Annotated in this window: 17 protein-coding genes; 7 read left to right on the forward strand and 10 right to left on the reverse strand. The window is 29.4% G+C overall.

Features of this window, described 5'->3' with window-relative positions:
- The first annotated feature begins 6 nt into the window (after positions 1–6).
- Positions 7–2,355, forward strand: a complete 2,349-nt coding sequence (locus tag EC396_RS03375) for a polysaccharide biosynthesis tyrosine autokinase (protein WP_129365295.1) — start codon at positions 7–9, stop codon at positions 2,353–2,355.
- Between the two features lie 96 nt (positions 2,356–2,451).
- On the opposite strand, the gene thrC is transcribed toward EC396_RS03375, so the two are convergent.
- The 9 genes from thrC to EC396_RS03420 all read right to left on the reverse strand — a co-directional run bounded on the left by thrC (position 2,452) and on the right by EC396_RS03420 (position 14,533).
- Positions 2,452–3,747: a threonine synthase gene (thrC, locus tag EC396_RS03380; protein ID WP_129365296.1), complete on the reverse strand. Its 1,296-nt coding sequence runs from the start codon at positions 3,745–3,747 to the stop codon at positions 2,452–2,454.
- A gap of 82 nt (positions 3,748–3,829) precedes the next feature.
- A complete protein-coding gene (locus tag EC396_RS03385) occupies positions 3,830–4,753 on the reverse strand; it encodes a homoserine kinase (RefSeq protein WP_129365297.1) in 924 nt (307 codons plus the stop codon).
- A 3-nt stretch (positions 4,754–4,756) separates the two neighbouring features.
- Positions 4,757–7,201 carry a bifunctional aspartate kinase/homoserine dehydrogenase I gene (gene thrA, locus EC396_RS03390; protein WP_129365298.1) on the reverse strand — a complete coding sequence of 815 codons (2,445 nt, stop codon included), beginning with the start codon at positions 7,199–7,201 and terminating at the stop codon, positions 4,757–4,759.
- A 398-nt stretch (positions 7,202–7,599) separates the two neighbouring features.
- On the reverse strand, positions 7,600–8,805 hold the full coding sequence (gene lysA / locus EC396_RS03395) for a diaminopimelate decarboxylase (RefSeq protein ID WP_129365299.1): 1,206 nt from the start codon (positions 8,803–8,805) through the stop codon (positions 7,600–7,602).
- A gap of 145 nt (positions 8,806–8,950) precedes the next feature.
- The gene (locus EC396_RS03400; protein ID WP_129365300.1) at positions 8,951–10,264 is read right to left on the reverse strand and encodes a voltage-gated chloride channel family protein; all 1,314 of its coding nucleotides are present in this window, start codon (positions 10,262–10,264) and stop codon (positions 8,951–8,953) included.
- 19 nt (positions 10,265–10,283) lie between these two features.
- A complete protein-coding gene (gene pepT, locus EC396_RS03405) occupies positions 10,284–11,516 on the reverse strand; it encodes a peptidase T (protein ID WP_129365301.1) in 1,233 nt (410 codons plus the stop codon).
- Between the two features lie 62 nt (positions 11,517–11,578).
- On the reverse strand, positions 11,579–12,136 hold the full coding sequence (locus EC396_RS03410) for a hypothetical protein (protein WP_129365302.1): 558 nt from the start codon (positions 12,134–12,136) through the stop codon (positions 11,579–11,581).
- A gap of 205 nt (positions 12,137–12,341) precedes the next feature.
- A complete protein-coding gene (locus EC396_RS03415; protein ID WP_129365303.1) occupies positions 12,342–12,866 on the reverse strand; it encodes a hypothetical protein in 525 nt (174 codons plus the stop codon).
- A gap of 188 nt (positions 12,867–13,054) precedes the next feature.
- Positions 13,055–14,533 carry a S41 family peptidase gene (locus EC396_RS03420; RefSeq protein WP_164975197.1) on the reverse strand — a complete coding sequence of 493 codons (1,479 nt, stop codon included), beginning with the start codon at positions 14,531–14,533 and terminating at the stop codon, positions 13,055–13,057.
- A gap of 138 nt (positions 14,534–14,671) precedes the next feature.
- Here EC396_RS03420 and EC396_RS03425 point away from each other — a divergent pair, with 138 nt between their 5' ends.
- From EC396_RS03425 to EC396_RS03445, 5 genes are all read left to right on the forward strand, one after another.
- Positions 14,672–15,181, forward strand: a complete 510-nt coding sequence (locus EC396_RS03425) for an RNA polymerase sigma factor (protein WP_129365305.1) — start codon at positions 14,672–14,674, stop codon at positions 15,179–15,181.
- Positions 15,168–15,593, forward strand: coding sequence for a hypothetical protein (locus EC396_RS03430; protein ID WP_129365306.1), 426 nt, complete (start codon positions 15,168–15,170; stop codon positions 15,591–15,593). Before EC396_RS03425 ends, EC396_RS03430 begins: the two co-directional genes overlap by 14 nt.
- 4 nt (positions 15,594–15,597) lie before the next feature.
- Positions 15,598–16,131, forward strand: coding sequence for a DUF4252 domain-containing protein (locus EC396_RS03435; RefSeq protein ID WP_129365307.1), 534 nt, complete (start codon positions 15,598–15,600; stop codon positions 16,129–16,131).
- Positions 16,132–16,141: 10 nt separating this feature from the next.
- Complete coding sequence (locus EC396_RS03440; RefSeq protein ID WP_129365308.1) at positions 16,142–16,687, forward strand: DUF4252 domain-containing protein; 546 nt, start codon at positions 16,142–16,144, stop codon at positions 16,685–16,687.
- A 130-nt stretch (positions 16,688–16,817) separates the two neighbouring features.
- The gene (locus EC396_RS03445) at positions 16,818–19,256 is read left to right on the forward strand and encodes a M1 family aminopeptidase (RefSeq protein ID WP_129365309.1); all 2,439 of its coding nucleotides are present in this window, start codon (positions 16,818–16,820) and stop codon (positions 19,254–19,256) included.
- 216 nt (positions 19,257–19,472) lie between these two features.
- Here EC396_RS03445 and EC396_RS03450 read toward each other — a convergent pair whose 3' ends face one another.
- Positions 19,473–19,865: a helix-turn-helix transcriptional regulator gene (locus EC396_RS03450; RefSeq protein ID WP_240665624.1), complete on the reverse strand. Its 393-nt coding sequence runs from the start codon at positions 19,863–19,865 to the stop codon at positions 19,473–19,475.
- Positions 19,866–20,262: 397 nt separating this feature from the next.
- Between EC396_RS03450 and EC396_RS03455 the strand changes: the two genes are divergently transcribed.
- A complete protein-coding gene (locus EC396_RS03455) occupies positions 20,263–21,375 on the forward strand; it encodes a M14 family zinc carboxypeptidase (protein ID WP_129365311.1) in 1,113 nt (370 codons plus the stop codon).
- Positions 21,376–21,381: the final 6 nt, after the last annotated feature.

A 21,381-nucleotide genomic window follows, 5' to 3' on the forward strand; every position in this document is an offset into this window, starting at 1 on the left:
TACCATATGAGAAATGAAAATCCTATTGATTTTTTGTTAAGTGAAGATAAGCCTGTTAATTATAGAGCAATCATACAAAAATACCTGCAAAATTGGAAGTGGTTTGCATTAGGTTTATTTGTAACTATAACAATTGCATTTATTGTTTTAAGATATTCTCAAAATCAATATTTAGTTTCAACTACTATTTTAATTGATGATTCAGAAAAAGGTGGAACACCAGCAGAACTTGCTGCCTTTGAAGATTTAGGATTGGTTACAAGTTCTAAAAAATCCATTGATAATGAATTAGGTATTTTAAATTCTCGAAACTTAATGGAAAGTGTCGTAGAGGATTTAGGTATAAATGTTACTTATTATACAAAAGGTAAGGTGAATACAATAGAACATTATAAAAATAATGTACCATTTAAAATTAACTTTTTTATACAAGATTCTTTATTATTTAAAATCGATACTTCTTTTGCTATTAGTGCTATTTCTGAGTCAAAGTTTTTGTTAATAAACACAACAACAGAACAAGAAAAAGAGTACTTATTTGGGGAAACTATTAAAACTAAATTTGGAGAAATAAATATTACACCTAATTTACTTAACAATGTTGAATTAAAAGATGATTTAATTGTTGTAATATCACCCGTTAGCGAAGTTGCCGAAGGTATTCGAAAAAATGTTAAAATGGAGTTATTAGACAATTCAAATTTAATTGAAATTAGTTTAACGGGGCCTTTAAAACAAAAATCAATAGATATATTAAATACTCTGGTAAAAATATACAATCAAAATGCTGTTGATGATAAAAGAAAAATTGGTGAAAATACAAGTGCTTTTTTAAATGAAAGACTGGCTTTAATTGAAAAAGATTTATCAAATACAGATAAGGATATTGAGTTGTTTAAAACTACAAATCAATTGACTGATATTACATCAGAAGCTTCATTGGTAGTTGGTAATAATGATAAAATTGAGAAAGATATTTTACAAATTAAAACACAATTGCGTTTAGCCGATTATGTTGCAGATTATTTAAAAACCAATAACGACCAGTTAATTCCTTCAAATTTAGGCTTAAATGATGGTGCTGTAAGTTTAAATACTGAAAATTACAACAGATTATTGCTTGAACGTAACAGAATTTTGAAAGGTTCGGGACTTAAAAACCCTGTTGTACTTAATTTAGATGATCAATTAAATCAGCTAAGAGCTAGTATTTTGCAAGGTTTGGTAAATTTAAAATCATCTTTAAATATATCTTTACAAGAAGCTTACAATCAAAAATATGCAGCTTCATCTAGAATTGGAGATGTTCCAAAACACGAAACTCAATTTAAAGATATTCAACGTCAGCAAACTATTGTTGAAACTGTGTATTTATATTTATTACAAAAAAGAGAAGAAAATTCAATTGCACTTTCTGTAACAGTTCCAAATTCTAAAATTATAGATACTGCTGGAGGTAGTGATACACGTGTATCTCCTAAACCAATTTTAATTCTTTTAATTGCGGGTGTAATGGGGCTAGTTATTCCGTTTTTAGTGTTGTTTGTTATATTTATGCTCGACGATAAAGTACATACAGCAAAGGAAATTGAAGCTGCTATTAGAGCTCCATATATAGGTGATATTCCTGAAATTAAAAATAAAAGTATAGTTCTTACAAAGCAAAATGTTGAAAATATTTCTGAAAGTTTTAGAATGTTAAGATCAAATATCTTATTCATGCTTTCTAAAATTAAAGATAGAGGAAAAGCAGTATTTGTAACTTCAACAATTAGTGGAGAAGGTAAATCTTTTATAAGCGCCAATTTGGCTGCAGTTTTAGCATTGTCTAATAAAAAGGTGTTGCTTATTGGTGCAGACATTCGAAAACCAAAATTGAAGGAATATTTAGAAATTAAAATTGAAAAAGGTCTTACTCATTACTTAATGGATGAGGATTTAAATGAATCTGATATTATATTTCGTTCAAAAGAATTGAATATTGATGTTATTGACACAACTGTTATTGCTCCAAATCCTTCAGAAGTTTTATTATTAAACGAAAGATTTGATCAGTTGATAGCTTTTGGTAAAGCAAATTATGACTTTGTAATTGTTGATACGGCTCCTGTAAAAGTAGTTACGGATACTTTTTTAATAAGTGAAAATGCCGATTTATTTATTTATGTAATTCGTGCTAATTATTTGGAAAGACAATTGTTAGAATTACCTGAAAAGTTATATCAAGAAAAAAGGTTGCCACATATGACTACAGTTTTAAACTATGCTGAATTAAAAAAGGGATATGGATATGGCTACGGTTATGGTGAACATTTTAACAAAGAACCTTGGTATAAACGTATTTTTTCAAAATAAAAACTTGAATTAAATTTTAACCTAAAAAAAACTCTCAATAATTTGAGAGTTTTTTTTTAGATTTTTTGATAAAAATATTTAACAAAGTATAGTCAATTATTTCAATAAAAAATCTTTTAATTCATTGTAAGTAGAAATTTCTATCGCTATTTTATCCTTTTCAATAACTTCTAAAATTTGTGGAGGAAATTCAATTGTTTCATTTAAAACAGGTTCAACAACATCTAAAAATTTTACAGGATGCGCTGTTTCTAAAAATATACCTTGCGCACTGTTAGCGTGTAAATATTTTTTCAATCCTAAATAACCAACTGCACCATGTGGATCTGCAATATAACCTGAAATTTTCTTAATTTCTTTCATTGCATCACGTGTTTCATCATCAGTAAAAGCATAAGAAGAAAGGTGTTTTTTCAACAATTCATCATTGTTTCCATAAATTTCTTGAATACGAATAAAATTACTTGGATCACCAACATCCATCGCATTTGAAATAGTTTGTTTAGATGGTTTTGGAGTGTATATGCCTGTTTCTAAGTAATTTGGAACAATGTCGTTGATATTTGTTGAAGCTACAAAATGTTCAATAGGCAATCCTAGTTGTTGAGCCATCATACCTGCACAAATATTACCAAAGTTTCCGCTTGGTATAGAAAAAACTAATTTTTTCTTTTTATTTTTAAGTTGCTTGTACGCAAAAAAGAAATAAAACATTTGTGGTAACCAACGAGCAACGTTAATTGAGTTTGCTGAAGTTAAATTTTTAGAATTGATTAATTCAGGATCTAAAAAGGCTGTTTTAACCATAGCCTGACAGTTGTCAAATGTGCCATTAACCTCTAAAGCTTTGATATTTTGACCTAAAGTTGTTAACTGTTTTTCTTGTACATCACTAACTTTTCCGCTTGGATATAAAATAACCACATCAACACCATCAACACCTAAAAAACCACTAGCAACTGCACCTCCAGTATCTCCTGAAGTAGCAACTAAAACAGTAACTTTTGTAGCATCTTTGGCTTCTTTATTAAAATAGCCAAAACAACGAGCCATAAATCTAGCCCCAACATCTTTAAAAGCCATTGTTGGGCCGTGGAATAATTCTAAACTAGAAATATTTTTTTCAATTTCAACAACAGGAAAATCAAAACACAATGTTTCATTAATTATTTCTTTTAATTCTTTTTCAGGAATTTCATCACCCACAAACTGTTTAATTACTTCATAAGCAATTTCTTCATTTGAAAAATATTCAATATGGTTGAAAAAATCTTTTGATAAAGGTGTAATACTTTCAGGAAAATACAAGCCTTTATCAGGAGCTAATCCTTTAATTACGGCATCTTTAAAAGATACATTAGGTGCTTTTTTATTTAAACTATAATAGTTCATAACTTATTTTTTAATCGTTGTTTAGAGTCTAGTTTTTTTACTCAACAGATTTAGACTCCACTAAATCAATATATTAATTATTTTAACTAAGAACTTTAATTCCTTGTTTATTTATTTTTGAAATATGAATATCGTAATCAATTCCAACTTTTTCATAGACAGATTTCATAGATTCTGCTACTTTAATAGCTGTTTCTTCGCCTTTGCTCAATGCAAAAATTGAAGGTCCCGAACCAGAAATACCACAACCCAATGCGCCAGCTTTTAAAGAATTTTGTTTAACAGCGTCGTAAGCAGGAATTAATATTGAGCGAATTGGTTCAATAATATAATCTTCTAACGATCTTCCAATTAAATCGTAATCTTCAGTATATAAGCCACTTATCAATCCTCCAACATTTCCCCATTGTTTAATTGCATCTTTTAAAGGAATATTGGTTTTTAAAATTTCACGAGCATCAGAAGTTTTAACTTCAATTTGAGGGTGAATTACAGTTGCATACAATTCACTTGGTGTATTTATGCTTATAATATCTAAAGGTTGAGAACTTCTAACCAAAGTAAAACCGCCAAAAAGGGCAGGAGCTACGTTATCTGCGTGAGCAACACCTGTAGCTAAACGTTCACCTTCCATAGCAAAACGAACCAAATCTGTGTTACCAAAAGGTTTTCCAAGTAATTCATTAATAGCCCAAACAGCGCCTGCAGAACTTGCAGCGCTACTACCAATACCACTTCCAGGTTTTATACGTTTGTCTATTTCAATTTCAAAACCAAAATCGGTTTCAGTTTCAGCTAGTAGTGCCAAAGCTGCTACTCCAGCTACGTTATTTAAAGTTTCTAAAGGTAATTTTTGACCAATAATTTTGGTAATTACAACACCTTTTTTTGAGACTTTACGAATGGTCATTTCATCACCAACTGTATCTAAAGCCAAACCCAAAACATCAAAACCACACGAAACATTCGCTATAGTTGCAGGGCAAAATATTTTTAGTTCATTCATAATTTAATTGTTTCCAATTCTAATAATATCTGCAAATAAACCAGAGGCAGTTACATCTGCACCTGCTCCGGCACCTTTTATAATTAAAGGTTGTTTGCTATACCTTTCAGTAAAAAACAGTACAATATTATCGCTTCCATCTAAATTGTAAAATGGATGATCTGACGGAATTTCTTTTAAACTAACATTTGCAGTTCCATTGTCAAATTCAGCAACTACTTTTAATCTGCAATTATTTGCTGCAGCTTTTTGTTGAATTTTATTGAAATGATCTGCTTCAGATACTAAAGTTTCTAAAAAATCAGGAACAGAAACAGCATCTAATGAAGCTTGAGGTAAAAACGAATTATTTTTAATATCGCTCAATTCTAATTTTGTTCCGCTTTCACGTGCTAAAATTAAAATCTTTCTCATTACATCAATTCCACTTAAATCAATTCGTGGATCTGGTTCAGTATAACCTTCAATACCAGCTTGTTTTACAACTTCAGAAAAAGAATTTTTTTCATCAAAATTATTAAATATAAAGTTTAAGCTACCCGACAGAACTGCCTGTATTTTAGTTACTTTATCTCCAGATGCAACTAAGTTTTTAAGTGTGTCAATTATTGGTAAACCTGCACCTACATTTGTTTCAAATAAGAAAGGAGCATCATATTCTCTAGCCAATTGTTTTAAATGTTGATAGTTTGTATATTCTGATGAACAAGCAATTTTATTACACGTTACAACAGCAACACTTTCTTTTAAATAAGTCGCATATAAACTAGCAACACTTTCATTTGCAGTATTGTCTACAAAAACACTGTTTCTAAAGTTTAATTCGGTAACCTTATTATGAAATAAATCCATATCCAAAGTTTCACCTTTATCTAATGCAGCTTTCCAATTATCTAAATCAATGCCATCTTCATTAAAAGCCATTTTTCTAGAATTTGTTAAAGCTATAACACGTACCTGAAGTTTTAAATTCTCTAATAAATATTGTTGTTGTTTTTTAATTTGCTCAATTAATTTACCACCAACATTACCAACACCAACAACAAATAAATTCAATTGTTTGGTTTGATTTTCAAAAAAAGTAGCGTGTAATGCGTTTAATGCTTTTTTAATGTCTTTATGTAAAATAACTGCTGAAATATTTTTTTCTGATGCACCTTGCGCAATTGCTCTTATGTTTACGTTATTACGTCCTAAAGTGCTAAACATTTTACCGCTAATACCTTGGTGACTTTTCATATTATCGCCAACCAAGGCAATAATTGCGTTGTCTTTTTCAATTTTTAATGGATCAATTTTGTGCTGTTCCATTTCATAATTAAACTCATTTTCTATGGCTTCTTTAGCTTTTTCAACATCTGTAGTGCTAATTGCAATACAAATTGAATGTTCTGAAGATGCTTGTGTTATTAATGAAATATTTATTTTTTGTTCAGAAAGTGCCCCAAATAATCGTCTGGAAAAACCAGGAATACCAACCATTCCGCTACCTTCTAAAGTAATTAATGTCATATTTTCAATATGACTAATACCTTTTATAGGATTTTTATTTGAAGAAACCTTTGTAATTAAAGTACCTTCAGCATTGGCATCAAATGTATTTTTAATACAAATTGGAATTTCTTTTTTTAATACCGGTTGAATAGTAGGAGGATAAAGTACTTTTGCTCCAAAGTGAGAAAGTTCCATAGCCTCTTGGTACGAAATATTTTTGATTGGAAATGCTTCTTTTACAACTTTTGGATTTGCTGTAAACATACCGCTTACGTCTGTCCAAATTTCTAAAACTGTTGCATTTACTGCAGCGGCAATAATTGCAGCAGTGTAATCTGAACCACCACGACCTAAAGTAGAGACTTCACCACTTTCAGTTTTCGCAACAAAACCAGGTAAAATAATGATTTTATGCTCATTTTGTTTGAAAAAAGATTCTATTGCAATGTTTGTTTTATCAAATTTTACAGCAGCATTAGAAAAATGATCATTGGTAACAATTAGTTCTTGTGTATTTTTTAATTGAGCATCTAAGTTGTTGTTTTTAAATGCCTCAGAAATAATGTAAGACGATAGCAATTCACCATAACTTACAATTTTATCTGAAGTTTTTGATGACAATTCGTTGATTAAAAAAACACCTTCTAGCGTTGTTTCTAACTTATTCAACATTTTTTTAACCTGCCCCAATACACCACTTTGATTGTTGATAGGAATTAACTCTCTAACAATTTGCAAGTGTCTTTCTTCAATAGCTTTGAAACAGTTTTTATAGCTTTCATCACCTTTACAAGCTAAATTTCCTGCATCTAATAACAAATCTGTAACACCTCCTAAAGCAGAAACCACAACAGCTACATTGTTTTTTAATGCGCTGTCTTTTACAATACTTATTACGTTATCAATACTTTCTGATGACGCAACGGATGAACCTCCAAATTTTAATACTTTCATTTTATGTTGTTTATTTTCAAAAAATCGGTTATTTAAAACCTATTTTATCAATTTAATTTTTAAATATTGTGCAATATTCTTTGGTTTCAAATTTATGAAAACGAATATAGATATACGGATAATATGATAGAATATAACCCCTAAAGGGTTGTTGTGGTAGTTGTAGTAGTAACAATAGTTAAGTTATGCAATAATATTGCATTTTGTAATAACTTATATACGCTTGTTTTTTTCACAATTCAAAAATAGCTATTTTTTTTAAAAACTGTATAATTTTAATGAAATTTATTAAAAGTTACATGTTTTTCTACAAAAACTACATTCTAATCAATATTTTAAAGAACTTTTATGAAATCAAAAAGACTCCGAATATGAGGTCGGAGTCTTTTTTAACACTACTATAAATCTATGATTATTTGATTTTTTAATAAATCATCAAAAGTCTCACGTTTTCTAATTAAATAATCTTCACCTTTATAAACCAAAACTTCAGCAGGTCTATATCTAGAGTTGTAATTTGAAGCCATAGAGAAACTATATGCTCCTGCATTGTGGATACAAAGCAAATCATTTTCTGAAATTTTACTGATACTTCTGTTAGATCCAAAAGTGTCATTTTCACAAATATAACCTACAATATCGTATATTTTTTCATCTCCATCTGGATTTGAAATATTTGTAATATGATGGTAAGCATCGTACATCATAGGACGAATTAAATGGTTTAAACCACTATCAACACCTATAAAAAGAATATTTGGAGTTGGTTTTACAACATTTACTTTAACAATTAAACTTCCAGATGCACTTACTAAAAACTTTCCTGGTTCAAAAATAAGAGTTAAATCTCTACCATATTCAACACAAAAATCATTAAAACGTTTGCTTAAAGTTTCTCCCATTTCTTCGATATTGGTTTCAATATCACCTTCTTTATAAGGTACTTTAAAACCACTTCCAAAGTCAACAAACTCAATAGAATCAAACTCTTTAACAGTGTTTAATAAAATTTCTGTTGCATTTAAAAATGCTTCAATGTTATAAATATCAGAACCCGTATGCATGTGAATACCGTTGATTTTTAAACCAGTTTCATTCACAATGTTTTTTACACTCTCAATTTGATGGATAGAAATACCAAATTTAGAATCGATATGACCTACAGAAATTTTATGATTTCCACCAGCCATTACGTGAGGATTGATACGCAAACAAGCTGGAGTATTTGGATATTTATTTCCGAATTTTTTTAAAACAGAAAGACTGTCTAGTGTAATTTGAACTCCCAAAGCATTGGCATCTTCCATTTCTTCAAAAGAAATACCACTAGGCGTGAAGAAAATGTCTTTAACGTTAAAACCGGATTCAATAGCCAATTTTACTTCTTGAATAGAAACACAATCTACACCTGCATTTAAGTTATTTAACAACTTTAAAATCGAAATATTTGAATTTGCCTTTACAGCATAGTTGATTTTTAGTTGTTTTACTGTTGAAAATGCATTTTTCATACGATTGTATTGCGCTTCAATTTTTTGCGCATCGTATACATATAAAGGGCTTCCGTATTTTTCTGCAAGCCTTAGAAGTGATTGATTGTTCATTCTTTATTTTTTAGAAGTCCCAAATGTATAAAATCAATGTTGGTTTTTGAAATATAATTTTGGAAAATAACAACATCTTACAGAATGTTAAATATGGATAAGATAAGATTGTATTTTGTTAAGATATTATGTATTAAAAAGTAGGCTATAAACCTTTATTTTTAGCTCTGCTATTTTTAATTTGAGATAATGAAAGTCCTTTCTCTTTTGTGAAAAAAGGAAGTTTAGGACTGCCAATAATTTGAGAACTATAAACACCTGAATGTCCAGAAAATAAATAGGCAGCACTACAGGCTATGGCTATAAAAACACCAGATTCTATTCCAAACAGTTCAATACCCATAACTGTACAAGCAATAGGTGTGTTGGTAGCACCTGCAAAAACAGCTACAAATCCCATTCCGGCTAGTAAACCCATAGGTAATGGAATAAACCATATTAAAACGTTGCCCAATGCAGCGCCAATATAAAATAGGGGAGTTACTTCACCACCTTTAAAACCAGCGCCTAAGGTGAAAGAAGTAAATACTATTTTTAATAAAAAATCGTAAGAATTTAAATTGTTATTAAACGACTCAACAATTGTTGGAATTCCTAAACCTATGTATTTGGTAGTTCCTAAGGCATAAATAGCAATAGCCAAAATAACACCACCAATAACAGGTCGCAATGGTGGATATTTAATTTTAGAATTGAACAAATTAGCCCAAAAATGAGTTGATTTTGAAAAGAAATTGGCTGTAAGTCCAAAAATAATTCCTGCTAACAATGCCCATAATAAATTGATAGGGTTCATTTCTGCAACAGTAGAAATGCTATAGTGAGTATGCGAAACACCCCAGATTTCACAAAAATAATTGGCAAAAACGGCTCCTATAAAACTTGGTACAATGGCGTCTAATCTAATTCGGCCTAAAATCAAAACTTCAAGCGCAAATATTCCACCTGCTAAAGGAGTTCCAAAAACTGCTGCAAAACCAGCGCTAATTCCAACAATCAATACAATTTGACGATCTCTGTTTGAGAGTTTTAATAATTTTGTAAATCTATCGGCAATAGCGCCACCCATTTGTACTGCAGTACCTTCTCGACCTGCAGAACCACCAAATAAATGTGTTAAAATTGTTCCAAATAGTACCAAAGGAACCATTCTAAACGGAATTATTTTTTTTGGTGAATGAAATTCTTCAAGCAATAAATTATTGCCCTTAACTACGCTGTCTCCATATAAATAATAAGACAAACCTATTATAAAACCGCCAACAGGTAATAAGGCAATAATCCATAAATGACTTTCTCTAAAATTAGTAGCCCAATTTAAACTTAATAAGAAAAATGCAGAAATACTACCAACAAGCGAACCTATTAAAATACAAATTAATAGCCATTTAACCAGATATACCAATGCAGGTATTTGTTCAAAGGAAGAAATTGATTTTTTTATGGTTTCGAAATTCATTTGCTAAAACTACACAAAATTATTTAGCTCGTTCTGTAGTAATTTGCGCTATTTTTACAATTACATCTGTTGCTAATTGTAAAGATTCTGCAGCTACATACTCATAACGTCCATGAAAATTGTGACCACCAGCAAAAATATTAGGACAAGGTAAACCTTTGTAAGATAATTGAGAACCATCTGTACCACCTCTAATAGCTTTAATTATAGGTTTGATATTTAGTTGTTTCATAGCTTCTTCAGCAATATCAACAATATGCATTACAGGTTCAATTTTTTCACGCATGTTAAAATATTGGTCTTTAATTTCAACTTCAATCAAGGTTGAACCTAATTTTTTATTTATAGCGTCTGCAGTTTTTTGAAAAGTAGCTTTGCGCTCTTCAAATAATTTTAAATCGTGATCACGAATAATATATTCTAATGTGGTTTTTTCAACTTCACCAGACATTCCGTGTAAATGGTAAAACCCTTCATATCCTTCCGTTTTTTCAGGAACCTCATTTTTAGGTAATGCAGCAATAAAATCACTGGCAATTAACATAGAGTTGATCATTTTTCCTTTTGCATAACCTGGATGCACAATTTTTCCGTTGATGGTTACTTTTGCGCCAGCTGCATTAAAATTTTCATATTCCAATTCGCCAACTTGGCTACCATCCATTGTATAGGCCCATTCTGCTCCAAATTTTTCAACATCAAACATGTGAGCACCTTTACCAACTTCTTCGTCTGGCGTAAAACCTATTCTAATTTTACCGTGTTTAATTTCAGGATGCTTAATTAAATACTCCATTGCCGAAACTATTTCAGTAACACCAGCTTTGTCATCGGCGCCCAATAGGGTAGTACCGTCGGTAGTAATTAATGTTTGACCTTTGTATAATAACAAATCGTCAAAATAACTAGGAGACAAAACAATATTTTGATCTGCGTTTAAAACAATGTCTTTTCCGTTATAATTTGGATGAAATTGTGGATTTACATTGGTTCCTGTATAATCTGGACTAGTATCTATGTGTGCAATAAACCCAATTGTTGGAACATCAAAATCTACATTTGAAGGTAAAGTAGCCATGATATAGCAATTATCGTCTAAGGTTACATCACTCATTCCAATTTCTTTCAATTCTTCAACAAGTAAATGTGCTAAGTCCCATTGTTTTTTTGTACTAGGAAAAGCTGGATTTTCTGGATCAGATTGTGTGTCTATTTTGATATATTTAACGAAACGGTCTATGATATTTTGCATAATTTCTAAAATTTTAACAAAAGTAAGTATTCAAACAAGGATGTACAATTAAGTAGTGTAATTTATTTTACAAACTCTAAACTTTCTAAAATTGCAATTGATTCACAAATACGTTCATCTATATTTTTATCTCCATAAATTTCAGAATAACTATTAAAATAAGTGTTTTCTGATAGTTTTAGCGTAATATTAAATTGATGATAATTGTAGTTGTTTTTTTTGCCTTTAGCAACATACCAATAAGCAGGTTTGTTATTAAAATCTAAATTGCCAGAATTTATCTTTTGAAGTTTGGATACTTCTAAAACAGAATCAATTTTAATATAATAAGCTTCATCAAAATTTAAAATTCCAAAATTAAAAGAAGCATCTAAAATATAGGTTGATAATAACTGTTTTGTAGTATCTGCTGTAAATAATTCAGATTGATATTGATCAAAGTACAAGTCAGTTTTCCAATTATTTGGAATAGATAACTTAAAGTTTTTATTAAAATCGGAAACGGCTTTTGTGTTTTTTATTGAAGTTGAACTACAATTGAATATTTTACTTAATTCAGACTGTTTTGAGCATCCAATTATGCTAAAAATAACAATAATAAGTAGGCCTGTTTTTTTCATTAATTTGAAGATTTTTAACGGTATTTTTATTATTTAAAATAAATTCAATTTAAAAATTTAAATGTATTTATGCTTAGATTTTAATCAGTGAAAAATTAAATTACACCAACTTTTGTTTGTTGAAAAGTGTGCAAAAAAATATTGGTTATTCCATACAAATATATAGAATAACCAATATTGATTAAAATTTAAATAGATTTAAAATCTACAATACGCCAGCAGTTACTGTAAGATCTACTGTAATTTCTACTTTAAAACTCATAGCACTATCACTTGTAGATGTTCCAACCATACTCAATACAACTGTAGAACCGTTTTTAAGTTTTGAAGCAATTGAATTTAAAGTTGTTGTGTCTGCTATGTCAAAAACAACTTGGTTATCTGCAGTAGTTTTTACAACAACTGAATGACTAGCAAGTGTTACACCGTCTGCTTTAAAATCAACATCAATACTTCCATTTGCATCTCCTGAAAAATTAATGATTTTGTATGTAAAACTATTGATAGTGACTTTTTTAATTAATTTTAAATAGTCATGTGTATCATCATTATCAATGTTTATAGTTGCAGTTTGGTTGAAAGGTAAGTTAGTTCCTGCAGAAACTTGAGCATTGATAGTTTGCTTTTGTACAGTATCAATATCAATATTTGTAGCATCTTTTATTTCTTCACAAGATGAGAAACTAAATACCAAAATAAAGATTGATAATAATTGGATTGTTTTTTTCATAATTTTTGTTTTTTAAATTTTTTAGTTAATAAAGTTAGTAAATAAATATTAGTTTTTCAACCAATACTTTAGCAAAGAAACGTTATATCTATTGAAAATAACAATATTTTTACCATAAATTTAAAAAATCGTATAAACAAAAAAAGACGGAATATACCCGTCTTTTAATAAAATTTAAAATATTTCAATTAATTTCTTAAACCTGAAGGGAGTTTTTTATCGATATACATCTGATTTTGAAACAATGATTCTTCTTTAAATCCTCGTACTTCAATTGGTCTTATTCCGTCTTTAGAAATGGTTTTTTTAGCCGAAACTCCCGTAATTAAAGCCAATGCTTGTGCTAACAAAGGTTCGTTTTGATCGCCTAGTGGCTTCATTTCATCTATATATTCAATAACTTCATAATTTGGATCAAAACCGTCCTTATCATTTTCTCCAATTTTATTTGTTTCTTGTAAAACAATAGGTTGCATAGCCCAAAGACTGAAAGCGTCTGTTGGTTTGTCTGGACTGTTAAAAGTTTCAGTATCGTATAAAGTAATTGATGCAGTGTATTTTCCTGCTGTTTTTGTTCCAATAGTTACCACATCAATATAAGGTCTTAAACCATTTATAATCAATTCACTGGCTGATGCTGAACTACTTGTTGTAATTACATATAATCTTGTTAAGTTTAGACTATTTATAGGCTCTTTAGTTGTTCCGTTATTTATTTCATTTACAAAATTATTAACCAACCAATCTGGATGATTTTTTTCAAACCAATCTTGCAACTCATTGTTCCATTTTTCTTTTGTAAATAATTCGCCATTAAACTGACCTGTTATCATACCTGCTAAATAAGTTGCAGTTGTAACAGATCCGCCGCCATTATAACGTAAATCAAGTACTAAATCTGTAACTCCTTCAGATTTTAACTGCGCAAATGCAGCATTTAATTCTTTGTCGTAATTACTGGTAAAACTATTGTACATTAAATAACCTATTTTTTTTGAATCTATATCAAAAGTCTTTGTAATATAAACAGGGTTTTCATGGTATTCACTTTTTGTTAACTCGACAGATTTTCCATTTGAAACAAAATCGCCGTTAACAATGTCAGCAAAACTCATTGTGTAAGTTTCTTGCGCTAATAATGAGCGATAATTGGAAACAGTAAGTTGTTGTCCGTCAATAGCATCAAAAAAATACCCGCGTTTTACATCTTTATTAGAAGCATCAGAATTGTTTTCAATAAACCTAACATACCCAATAACATCAACATTATTGCTGCTTTCATAAGTTAATCGGTAATCAACACCATTGCTTGTGCTTATACCTGCAAAAGAATTTTCTAAGGCAACATAATCGTCAACAATCCAGGACCACTTATCTACATTGTTTCTGTCATATATAAGGCTTTCAAAAAAATCATCAGGATTTGTTTTGGAACTCAACAAGTTAAGATAGCTAGCATCGTTATTATCTTTAGAATTGTTTAAATTTGGAACATTATCTTTCCATAAATAATAGGTATTTAAACCTTTCCATATAAAATTTTGAACTTCAACTTCAGAAAAATCTACGTCATCACCTCTTTTATCATCATTATCATCTTTATTGCAACTAACAACAGTTATACCTATTATTAAAAAAGCTGCAATTAAATAGCTTAATTTTTTCATATAAAACATTTATTTTTTTAGGATTTTTGGCAAGTTATGAATTTTAAATAGAAATTTATAAAAACTATTGTTACAAAAAAGTAACTTGCTCGTCATAATACAAACGGCAACAAAAATAGTGCCGCAAAAGGTTTAAAAATGAATCAGTCTGAGTTTTTAAAAACAGTAATGCCATTTAAAGATAAAGTGTTTCGATTTGCGAAAAGATTACTGGTGTCAAATGATGAAGCTGAAGATGCAACACAAGAATTATATTATAAATTATGGAACAATAAAGAAAAGTTAAAAGATTATAACAATGTTGAAGCTTTTGCAATGACAATGACTAAAAATTACTGTTTTGATAGGTTAAAATCCAAACAAGCAAGTAATTTAACTTTGATTCATAGTAATTATAAAGAAAAAGGAGCATCGTTAGATCATATTGTTGAAACGAATGACAGCGTAGATTTGGTACATCAATTGATAGAAAATTTACCTGAACAACAAAAAATAATAATACAGCTTAGAGATATAGAACAATATGAGTTTGATGAAATTGCAGAAATGCTAGATTTACAACCAACCGCCATTAGAGTTTCATTATCAAGAGCACGAAAAACAATTAGAGAACAATTAATAAAACAACACAGTTATGGAATTAAATAACATTGAAAAGTTGTTGCAAAAATATTTAGATGCAGAAACTACAATTGCTGAAGAAAATGAGTTAAAAACTTATTTTTTAGGCAACAACGTGGCGCCGCATTTAGAGGAATACAAAGTATTATTCAGTTATTTTTCAATAAGTAAAAAAGAAGAGCTTCAAAAACCAATCCGATTAAAAACTAAAAAGCAGGGTTGGAAATGGTTATATATTGCAGCCTCTATTGTGCTAGTTGTAAGTGTTTACACTGGATATCAAAAAAATGAACAGCAAAAAGCAGAGAAAATTTACAACGAAACTCGTTTGGCGTTGGCAATGCTTTCTAAAAATTTAAACAAAGGAAATGATGCAATTGCGCAATTGCAGTATTTTGAATACACAAAAAACAAAGTTTTTAAACAACCTAAAAATTAAAAAAATGAAAAAAATAATTCTAATAATAGCAGTCGTAGTAGTAACATTTAGCGGTTACGCTCAAAGTTCCATTTTTGACAAATTTGAAGATATGGATGGGGTTTCATCTGTAATAGTAAACAAAGAAGCTTTTAAAATGCTTGCCAAATTTAAAGGTGGTGGAGAAGAAGGGCAAGAATATTTAGAAATGGTGCAAAACTTAAATTCATTTAAAGTTTTTACTACTGAAGATGCTAAAATTGCCTCACAAATGGCAACAGTATTTACGCAATATTTGCAAGTTGCCAAATTAACAGAGTTAATGCGTGTAAAAGATGCAAGTACCAATGCTAAAATTTATGTACGCCAAGGTAAAGATGCAGACCACGTAAGTGAATTGTTAATGTTTGTAAATGGTGTTGGAAAATACACAAAAAACGCAGGAAGCCCAGTGCAAGCTGAAACAGTGATTTTATCGTTAACAGGCGACATAGATTTGAATAAAATTTCAAAACTTACAGAATCTCATATTCCAAATAGCGGACTTCCAAAAAAATAAAACATCAATTATGAAATCAATTTTAAAAATAGCCGGATTTGTATTGTCATTTATTGTTTTAGTAAGCTGCGACAATTCAGCATCATTACAAAAATATTTTATAGACAGTAAAGAGAATGAGCAATTTATTAGTGTAGATCTTCCTGCAAGTATTCTTCAGTTAAAAAATGAAAATGCATCAGAAGAAATTAAAAACACTTTTGAAACCATTAAAAATGTAAACTTTTTAGCTTTGCAATTAACAGATTCAAATGCGGATTTTTACACTTCAGAAAAAGAGAAAGTGAAGCAAATTTTAAAAAATTCAACTTATAAAGAATTGATGAGGATGAACCTTGGAAAAGCCAGTGTAAGTGTCAATTATTTGGGTGAAGAAGATGCTATTGATGAGATAATTGTTTTTGGCTCTGAAAATGAAAAAGGTTTTGCAATTGCAAGGTTGGTTGGAGATAATATGAATCCTCATAAAATTATGGAACTTATTCAGGAAATTAAAATGAATGATGATTCTAATGAAATGAAACAGTTAGAAGGTTTAATGAGTTTACTTCAATAAAAAAAACTTCCATATTTAATAAGCTTGTTTAAAAATTAAACCTTTTAAACAAGCTTTTTTTTAACTAAGCATTAACTAGTAAAAGCAATTAATATGCTATTTTTGAATCTTTAAAATTTAAATTGAATACATGAAGAATTTATTGCTAATATATTTGTTGTTATTTTCAATAATAACACAATCGCAAAACACAGCATACCGAGGTGAAAATGAAAAAATAAACAGCCTGGTACATACAAAATTAAAAGTAGCTTTTGATTTTAATAAAAGTCAATTAAATGGTGAAGCCTGGATTACATTAACACCCTATTTTTACGACACAAATACCGTGGTTTTAGATGCAAAATCTTTTGATATTCATGAAGTTAAAATGAATTCTAAAAATGTAGGTTATACTTATAAAGACAATAAATTAACTGTTGAATTGGGTAAAACTTATAAAAAAACAGAAGCGTATACGGTTTATATAAAATACACTGCAAAGCCTGAAGAAATAAAACAAAAGGGTAGTGCTGCAATACAAGACGCAAAAGGATTGTATTTTATTGATCCGCTGGAAACAGATCCAGACAAGCCAACACAAATATGGACACAGGGCGAAACAGAATCTAATAGTTGTTGGTTTCCAACCATTGATAGTCCAAATCAAAAAACAACTCAGGAAATATACATGACTGTTCCAGATAAGTTTGTGACTTTATCTAACGGATTGCTAATTAGTCAAACAAAAAATGCTGATGGAAGTAGAACTGATTATTGGAAAATGGACAAAAAACACGCGCCATATCTAGTGTTTATGGGGGTAGGTGAGTTTAGTGTTGTTAAAGATACTTGGAAAAATTTAGCAGTAGAATATTTTGTAGAACCTGATTATAAGGATGTTGCTATGGATATTTTTGGAAATACTCCTGAAATGATGACCTTTTTCTCTAATTTAACTGGCATTCCGTATCCTTGGGACAAATACAGTCAGATAGTGGTTAGAGATTATATTAGTGGCGCTATGGAAAACACAACAGCGGTTGTTCATGGTGAAGGTGCGCAGCAAAAAAAAGGACAGCTTATTGATAGTAATGACTGGGAGGAAACAATTGCACATGAATTATTTCATCATTGGTTTGGGGATCTGGTAACTACCGAAAGTTGGTCTAATTTAACTGTTAACGAATCTTTTGCAACTTACAGTGTTTACTTATGGTTTCAATATAAATATGGTCAAGATAGGGCAAATGCGCATATGTACGACGATATACAGGTGTATTTACAAAGTTCAAGTGAAGATAAGGATTTGGTTCGTTTTTATTATGAAGACAAAGAGCATATGTTTGATCCTGTAAGTTACCACAAAGGAAGCGCCATTTTAAATATGTTAAGAGATTATTTGGGTGATGAAGCTTTTTTTGAAGGATTAAATACTTATTTAACAACACATAAATATGGAACTGCAGAAGCTCATGATGTACGTTTGGCTTTTGAAAAAGTAAGCGGAAAAGATTTAAACTGGTTTTTTAATCAGTGGTATTTTGGAAATGGGCATATTAAATTAAATGTTTCGTACGACTATAACACTATAAATAAAACAGTTACTGTAAATTTAAATCAACAAGGTAAAGTGTTTAGTTTCCCTATTTCAATCGATATTTACGAAGGAAAAACCAAAAAAAGACATGATGTTTGGGTAGATAAAACTCAAAACTCATTCAAATTTTCATATGAAACTCAGCCTAGCTTGATAAATGTTGATGCAAAACATATTTTATTGGCCGAAATTAACGATACTAAATCGTTAGACAATTATATTTTTCAATTTAACAATGCAACACATTACTTAGATAGAAAATTAGCTTTAGAAGAAATTGTAAAACATCAGCAAACAAATAAAGAAGCTCAAAATGCAGTGGTGAAAGCATTTAAAGATCCTTATTTTGAAATCAGAGTTTTTGCTTTAGAAAATGTAGATTTATTTCAAAAGTATACAAAAAAAGACATTATTGAAAAAATTGAATACTTGTCTCAAAATGATTCAAATACCTTGGTTAAAGCTGCTGCAATAAGTGTTTTAGGTAAATTAATAGATCCTATTTATAAGCCAATTTTTACCAGAGGATTGAATAGCGAATCCAATGCTATTACTGGTAACTCATTGGTAGCAATGTATCAAATAGACAAGCCTGCGGCTTTAAAAGCTTTAAATGAAATTGATGACGATGTTAAAAATGAAATATCTGAAGCAGTAACAACAATTTATATTACAGAAAATGACAAATCGAATTTGCCATTTATTGCAAAAAATCTTTTAAAAGGAATGTTTTTATCTCAAGACGCTCGTACACAGCAATTATACGCACAAGCATTTGATTGGATTGCAGGGTCTGATAATAAAGAAGCTATTTCTAACTTAACAGATGATTTTGTAACCTTAGGAAAGCAGTATAAAAAATACAATTTCGATAAAATGGCTGTTAATATGTTAAATAAAATGGTTTATACACAACAGCAAACAAGTAATGCTAATAAAGATGAGTTGATTATTATATTAAAAACAGGAATTGCAGCGTTGATAGAATAGTGTTTAAAGCACAATAAAAAAGAGGTTTAAGATTTTGGTCTTAAACCTCTTTTTTTTTAATCAAATAAATTATTTTTTAATTTGAAAATATTTCTAGCATCACAAATAAGTTAATTTACTTGTTAATATTAAAACATTTCACTTCTTACTAAAAAAAATATTTGATGGTAATCGAATTTTAAACGATGCATTGCTTTAGAGGAAATTTCACGTTTATTAAGGAATGTAATTTTTAAATGTGCCATCTTTAAAAAAAATAACAATCCTATCTATTTCAGATAAATTCTCTGAAGAATTTCCTAAATCGGTTTTAACGGTAGCTTCAGTTGCTTTAGTTACAGATTTAACTTGATCTGTAGTTGAAGTATTTTCTTTTACAATTTCTTTTATAGTAGGGGTTGAAATATTTGTAATGTTACTTAAATTTTTAGGAAAACTTCCAACGCCATTTAACAACCAATACAATTCAACATCAGGAAAAGCCTTTAAAATTTTAAGCACAAAGTCTAAGCTAGGCTTGTTTCTTCCAGATAGTAAATGAGAAATACTTGAACGTTGCACATCAACTTTTTCAGCTAATTGTGCTGCTGAAATTTCGTAATAATCCATTAAGATTGTGAGTCGTTTAGAGAATTCTTCAACATTTACCATTGTAAACAAATTTATGTTTTACAAATGTAACTTATAATTTTACAATATGCAACACTGCTTTGTATTTTTGTTATTTACATTCATAAATATTAAACAAATTATTTACATAATACTATATAAATAATTTAATAACAGTTTATTAGTGAATTAAGATAGATTATTGCTATTTGTATTTTTGCATAAGTAGTAACCAGGAGCTAGGTGTTTACAAATGTTGTTTACATTTGTAACATTTGGACGCATTTCCATTGTTTACAATTGTAAATTACAAAAGTAAACACTTAACAATTACAATAGTTTTGTTAATTTTTAATACACTTTTTTGGTATGAATTTTATTGACTTACATTTGTGAAATGAAAGCATTAGATACAAATAATTTAGAGAGCTGGTACGCTTCAAATTTTGAAAAAAGTTTAAAAGGAAGACGAATATTATTTGACGATATTCAACCGATAATTGAAAAACTTACCGCTAAGTTTGAAAAAAATATTCTTGGTTATTCAGAATCTGGTATTCCTATTTACAAAATAAGTATAGGATCTGGTCATAAAAAAGTGTTGATATGGTCTCAAATGCACGGAAATGAAAGTACGGGTACAAAAGCTGTATTTGACCTATTTAAATTTATAGCATCAAATAATATTGATAATAAAGAAATAACTACTCAAATTCTGTCTAATTGTACGCTTGAGTTTATTGTATTATTAAACCCTGACGGAGCCATAAAATTTACGCGTGAAAATGCCAACAACATCGATTTAAATAGAGATGCGGTTAATAGAGCAGCTGTTGAAAGTAATTTATTAAGAGATACTTTAGATAGCTTTAATCCGCAATTTTGCTTTAATTTACATGACCAACGAAGTATTTTTAATGTTGAAGGAACTCCAAATCCTGCTACAATTTCGTTTTTAGCTCCTTCAGAAGATATTGATAGAACATTAACCAATGGTAGAAAAGAAACAATGAGTGTTATTGTTGCAATGAATGAGTTATTGCAGCAACTAATACCTAACCAAATAGGGCGTTATACTGATGAATTTTACCCAACAGCAACAGGCGATAATTTTCAAAAGTTAGGTCACAATACCATTTTAATTGAAGCGGGACATTTTAAAGATGACTATGATAGAGATATTACTAGAAAATATAACTTTTACGCATTACTACAAGGTTTACTTTTTATAGCCAATAACTCAACCTTTAGCAATTATCTTCCGTATTTTGATATACCTAATAACGATAATAAATTTTTAGATATTATTTATGAAGATGTATCTACGGGTACTGAGGCTGAAAATAAACTTGAAGATATAGGTATTCAGGTGAAATTTAAAGTTGAAAATGGAAAACTTATTAGTTATGAAGATATTGAGCAAAAAGGAGATTTATCAAATTTTTACACTTATAATCGCATAAAAAAAGATAATCTAAAATTTTTTGATTTAAAATTATCAAATTCGTAAATTATT

Origin of the sequence: Lutibacter sp. HS1-25 (genome assembly GCF_004121075.1) — a bacterium.
Lineage (GTDB): Bacteria > Bacteroidota > Bacteroidia > Flavobacteriales > Flavobacteriaceae > Lutibacter.